The organism is Acetobacter sp. P1H12_c, assembly GCF_018811975.1.
In the GTDB taxonomy this organism is placed as follows: domain Bacteria; phylum Pseudomonadota; class Alphaproteobacteria; order Acetobacterales; family Acetobacteraceae; genus Acetobacter; species Acetobacter persici.
In genome coordinates this window covers 1-5,482 of the sequence record NZ_JACRVR010000066.1, presented here as the reverse complement: position 1 = coordinate 5,482, position 5,482 = coordinate 1, and the positions used below count along the sequence as shown (strand labels likewise).

The following is a 5,482-nucleotide window of genomic DNA, read 5'->3' as shown; positions in this document are numbered from 1 at the left end:
ATCACGATGTTCGAGGCTGGGCGAAACCATGCCATCACAGCCCATCTGACCGATAAGAATCTGGATGGCTGGAATACCCTGGAATGGGAGGACACACGCTGGACATCAGGTCATGCCCTGCTGCCACTCAGTGATCGTCATCCCAACAGCGTCGCTCTTCTGGCTATCCAGATCAAAAAGACCGGGCCTTACCTCCTCAGTGACACCATCTCGGAAAAACAGGCCCTTCAGGCCTGAAACACTCTCCTGCCCCGGACACTTTCCCGGGGCAGGATCACCAGGGATCATACCCGCGATCAGCACTTCGGCTGCGCCCCCGTGATCGTCCCTTTGAGGGACCAGCCTCCTTCTCGGTGACCTTCCGGGCTTCCTCGGCTACTTGGATATCCTGCTGGCGTCTGATTTCGGCCTGACGCGCCAGCTCCTGTTTCTGGCGCTCGGCTTCCCTCTCCCGCTCCATACGCTGCCCGATCTTCCGGGCCAGACTGACCGCCAGCTTTGCCCGCTTCTCAAGGCCGGAGAACAGCTCCTGCGCCTTTTCCATGGCCTTGCGGGCGGTTTCCAGCACCTGGTTCCGCTCGCGGATCTCCGCATTCTGCTTCCCAAGATCCGTCACCGGATCTCGGACGGGGATCTCGCGGGCCGCCTGACGCTCCAGGGCGGTCGCTGACACTCCCATGTGCCGGGTCGGCTCCTGTGCCGCCCCTTGGCGCGCGAAGCTCCGGTGGTCCACCCGCTGCTCGACCTGGTGCCGTTCCAACGCCATGTTCACCTGGTGCGCCCACACGCCCCGCATGTGCTCGATCTCGGCCGAGGCGGTGCTGGCCACGTCCAGAACCCGCATCTTGGCTCCCAGTCCTTCCGCCCCGGCCATCCGGGTCGTGGTGAGGATATGGGCGTGATGGTTCCGGTTATCCCCTTCCCGGCCGGGTTCATGGATCGCCACATCCGCCACCACCCCGTATCGCGCCACCAGCTCACGGGCGAAATCCCGGGCCAGTGCGGCCCGTGCGCCCGCGTCCAGCTCGGCCGGTAACGCCAGCTCGTATTCCCGGCCGGTCTTGGCGTCTTTCCTCTTCTCGGCCGCCTCGGCTGCGTTCCACAGGGCGTTCCGGTCCCGCGCCCAGTCCGCGCCATCCGGGGCCACGATGAACGCATCCTCCACCCCCTGTTTCCGGGTGTAGTCGTGCGTCAGGCCCTGCCGCTCGTCCGTCAGTTCCTGACCGGCACGATAGGCAGCAGCAGCCACGACACTGCGACCGGCCGAACGGGATATGGATTTGACGGACAGGTGATAGATCGCCACGGGTCACCGGGATAAGGAAGGGTTCAGGGAAGGAACGTCCCTGACGCACGCATTGGAACAATGCTAAAGTGCGCCCTTTACTCCTTCGTCGCAAGGGTTGTTTGCACTCCACGACGAATCAGGGAAATTTCCGAAAAATCGGGTATCATCAAGAGGGTCACGCGGGGACAGGAATAACGACAGACCATTGCACCCACTTGGGGCGGGAGGAAAAATGACACCCATCGAAAAGGCAAAACAGCAGGTCGAGCAGGCCAAGGCCCGGTATCAGGCTTTGCTCGCCAGACAAACGGCCGAGGAACGCAAGCTGGATACCCGAAGGAAGGTCATTCTGGGTGGGTTGCTGATTGACGCGGCCGGGAAGGATGAACGCTTCGGCCGCGTCATTGACGAGCTGATGAAACGCATCACCCGCGACCATGACCACAAGGCGTTCGAGGGCTGGCAGAAGCCGGAGCCTGACCGGTCATGAGTGACGAACGCGAGCTGGATGACGGGCTGGCCGCGTTCGACCAGCTCGGCCGGGAAATGGCGGAGACAAACCGTCTGCTTCGGGCCGTCCGCTCCGATCAGGCGGCCCGGAACCAGCAGGAACACGACCTGTCAGCCGAAATGCGGGCCGCGCTCAAACAGGCCACAGGAGCCTCACAGAAGGCGCTACAGGCCGCCCAGACCAAAATACGCTCATCTCTACTCTGGACGGGCCTGATGGCCTTCCTGATCGTTCTGGTGGCGTTTGGCGGGGGGTATTTCTTCGGTCAGCGGGCTGGATGGGACACCGGACACGCGGACGGATACCAGAAAGCCCGGAATCAGGAGGCCGCCGCGAGCTGGGCCAACACCCCGGCCGGACAGCGGGCCTATGGCCTCGATCAGCTTGGCAGCCTCGATATGCTGGCCCTGTGCAAAGGGGATGGCTGGACCATGGAACGCCAGAAGGGTCGGACGGTCTGCTTCCCGAAGCTGGACGCCAAGGGGAACCTCAGCGGCTGGTATATCCCCTGATCGTCACCGGGATGGGAAAGCCGGCCAGCCCCCTCATCGCTTCCTGAGCCATTTTCTTTTGCCCGATTCTGCCGGCGTCACAGGGTCCGGGCGAGCGCGGAGCGGGAGCGGCGTAGCCCGCCCAAAGGGCGCCGGAACAGACCCCGAAATGGCAGTTTTCCACCGGAAAAAGGGGGGACAACAGGGGGATTAGATTCTTTTCTCTTTCTTAGGGATCGCCACACCCCGCAGAAATCTGGCAGAAATGGGTTGCATTAGGTCACGGACTCTGTGACCTTTGGATCACGGAATCCGTGACCTAATGACGGGTTCTCCACAGGGAGCGAGCCATGGCCCAGATTGTGCGCCTCACCACCAGACAGCAGCGGTCCGGACAGGAGGAAGCCGCACAGGCGGCCGAGCAGCTCTCGCTCCTGTCCGAAGAACTCCTGAAGCATTTGCCCGGAGAGGCACGTATAGCCATCTCAAGGGCCACACACGCGCTCCAGAAGGCCGCGCGACCAGACACCACCGAAGGGCTTTGGCCGGGAGGTTTCACCATGTTGAGCCGTATGCAGACCGCCGCAATCTGGGACGCCATCCGCGCCCTGCCGTCCGATGACCGGCCCAATCAGGTCCGCCATGCCTTCGATCTGGTGCTGCTCAATCTCCGGCAGGATACCGGCGAGGTACTGCTCACCCGTGACCAGCTCGCCGAGGAAATTGACTGCGCCCCTCGTAGCGTCAGCACCATCATGGGAACGCTGGAAAAAATGGGCGTGATCCGCCGTGAACGTCGCAAGATCGAAGGCGTGAGGGGCCCGGGCATGGCCGTGTATTTCATCAACCCACACGTGGCATGGAATGGCTCGCTGGACGTCCGCAAGGCACAGGCCGCGGAAACCCGGCCGCCCATGCAGCTTGAACTTCTCCATGGAGGTGCGTCATGAGCAGCACCCTTTACGACCATGATTTTTACGCATGGACCAACGAGCAGGCCGGACTGCTACGCGCCGGAAAGCTATCCGAGGCGGACCTTGAACACATCGCCGAGGAAATCGAAAGCATGGGGAAATCCGAGAAGCGTGAACTCATCAGCCGTCTGACCGTGCTGCTTCTCCATCTGCTCAAATGGGAGTTTCAGCCTGTGCGCCGGGGCGCTTCATGGCGTCTGTCGATTGCCAATACTCGCGATGCGTTAACTGATCATCTGGCCGACAATCCAAGCCTGCGAAGTGTTCTGGAAGCCAGCATCGACACAGCTTACCGCCGTGCCCGCCGTGATGCTGCTTTGGAAACCGGCTTTCCCGAAAGCACCTTTCCTGCTTCCTGCCCATGGGCGTTCAGTCAGATGATGGATGAAGGATTCTGGCCTGAATCCAAATCTTAATAATGTATTTACTTAAATGGAGATAAATAATGTCTGGTCTATACAGCTACGGAAATACGGTCACAAAAAGCGGTTCGTATACTATGTATCCGACCGTCTATGCTGGATTATTAGAATCAGGAGGATCGAGCGCTACTTTCAAAGGTAATGATGTCGTTGCTTCTGTATCGTTTGCGCCTGCATTAATATCTTTAGCATGCCCATTTCTCGTAACATCTACTGATGGTGCAAATGTTACTGTCGAAGTCGGAAACTCTCTCATTGGACTTCTAACTGGATCATCCCTTACTGCTGATGGCGGAACCGTAAACATAAGCGGTACCACCACAATTTCTGCTCTCAGTGGCATGACTTACAATATTCAGAATGGCGGCACCCTTAATTTAGGAAATGTTCAAAGTGCAGATTTATCAGCACTTTCAGGTGCAAGTATTAATTTTAAAAAGGGAGGCGGAACTCTCCTGTTAACGCCATCATCTGGGGTTAACATTCTATCTTTTAGCGGCATTAATGGGTTTAATAATGCTGGATCTACGATAGAAATTCCAGGAGCTGGAAAAGTTACCAATGCTACATATAACGGATCAACAACAACCATAACTACCGACAATGGTTACACAATAAACATTTCAGGTAACTACACAAAGAATAATAATAGTTTATACCAAAAAACGGATGGTTCAAATCTTTATATAAGTGCATCACCTACAGATACAATTAACGGTCATCAATATAATGATGCCACCATTGTCTGTTTTCTTCCTGGATCTCTAATCACCACGCCGTCTGGCACTAGGGCCATTGAAGACCTGAGTGTGGATGATGAGATTATCGCCTATATCGACGGCACCACGGCCCCACGTCGTGTGACTTGGGCGGGTCAGGCGCATTGCACGGTTCGTCCTGGTCTTCCTGATGACCAGGCAGGTTATCCGGTCCGCATCCTCAAGGACGCCATTGCGGATGGTGTTCCCTTCAAGGACATGCTGATCACAGCAGAACACTGCCTGTTCTTCGACGGAAAGTTCGTCCCCGCCCGCATGCTGGTGAACGGCCGCTCGATCTTCTTCGACAAGTCCATCACCTCCTACGATTACTACCACATCGAAACCGAAGATCATTCGGTCATCATGGCCGATGGCATGCTCACCGAGAGCTATCTCGACACGGGCAACCGTCGCTCCTTCTCCCAGAAAGGCAATGTCCTCTCGATTGGTGGAAGCCGAAACCTGACCTGGGACGATGCCGCAGCTCCGCTCGGCGTCTCGCGTGAGTTCGCCGAACCTCTGTTCCGCCAGGCTGAAGCCCGTGCCATCACCACTGGCATCACACAGAAAGATGCGGCTCCAGAACTGACAGAGGAAGCCAATCTCCATCTCATCACAGACACAGGCGCATCTATCCGACCAGCCCGTGAACACAACGGACGCGTTGTGTTCATGATCCCGACCGGTGTGCAGTCCGTTCGCATCGCCTCCAATGCCAGCCGACCCAGCGATGTCATCGGCCCATTCGTCGACGACCGCCGCTATTTCGGTGTCGCGGTCGGAGAGATCACGATGTTCGAGGCTGGGCGAAACCATGCCATCACAGCCCATCTGACCGATAAGAATCTGGATGGCTGGAATACCCTGGAATGGGAGGACACACGCTGGACATCAGGTCATGCCCTGCTGCCACTCAGTGATCGTCATCCCAACAGCGTCGCTCTTCTGGCTATCCAGATCAAAAAGACCGGGCCTTACCTCCTCAGTGACACCATCTCGGAAAAACAGGCCCTTCAGGCCTGAAACACTCTCCTG

At 57.8% G+C, this 5,482-nt stretch carries 6 protein-coding genes and 1 pseudogene; 6 read left to right on the top strand and 1 reads right to left on the bottom strand.

Annotation, left to right across the window (positions count from 1 at the left end; all coding sequences use genetic code 11):
- Positions 1–237: pseudogene (locus KP699_RS15770) on the top strand (hypothetical protein); the annotation flags it as partial.
- 37 nt (positions 238–274) lie between these two features.
- Here the strand turns inward: KP699_RS15770 and mobQ are convergent.
- A complete protein-coding gene (mobQ, locus tag KP699_RS15765) occupies positions 275–1,306 on the bottom strand; it encodes a MobQ family relaxase (RefSeq protein WP_308164939.1) in 1,032 nt (343 codons plus the stop codon).
- Between the two features lie 214 nt (positions 1,307–1,520).
- Here mobQ and KP699_RS15760 point away from each other — a divergent pair, with 214 nt between their 5' ends.
- The 5 genes from KP699_RS15760 to KP699_RS15740 all read left to right on the top strand — a co-directional run bounded on the left by KP699_RS15760 (position 1,521) and on the right by KP699_RS15740 (position 5,470).
- Complete coding sequence (locus KP699_RS15760; RefSeq protein WP_094754701.1) at positions 1,521–1,778, top strand: mobilization protein; 258 nt, start codon at positions 1,521–1,523, stop codon at positions 1,776–1,778.
- On the top strand, positions 1,775–2,311 hold the full coding sequence (locus KP699_RS15755) for a replication protein (protein WP_215763283.1): 537 nt from the start codon (positions 1,775–1,777) through the stop codon (positions 2,309–2,311). The genes KP699_RS15760 and KP699_RS15755 overlap by 4 nt, the downstream gene beginning before the upstream one ends.
- 329 nt (positions 2,312–2,640) lie before the next feature.
- The gene (locus tag KP699_RS15750; protein ID WP_215763282.1) at positions 2,641–3,240 is read left to right on the top strand and encodes a helix-turn-helix domain-containing protein; all 600 of its coding nucleotides are present in this window, start codon (positions 2,641–2,643) and stop codon (positions 3,238–3,240) included.
- Positions 3,237–3,680: a DUF29 domain-containing protein gene (locus KP699_RS15745; protein ID WP_215763281.1), complete on the top strand. Its 444-nt coding sequence runs from the start codon at positions 3,237–3,239 to the stop codon at positions 3,678–3,680. The genes KP699_RS15750 and KP699_RS15745 overlap by 4 nt, the downstream gene beginning before the upstream one ends.
- Before the next feature lie 29 nt (positions 3,681–3,709).
- Positions 3,710–5,470 carry a Hint domain-containing protein gene (locus tag KP699_RS15740; protein WP_215763280.1) on the top strand — a complete coding sequence of 587 codons (1,761 nt, stop codon included), beginning with the start codon at positions 3,710–3,712 and terminating at the stop codon, positions 5,468–5,470.
- The last annotated feature ends 12 nt before the right edge of the window (positions 5,471–5,482 follow it).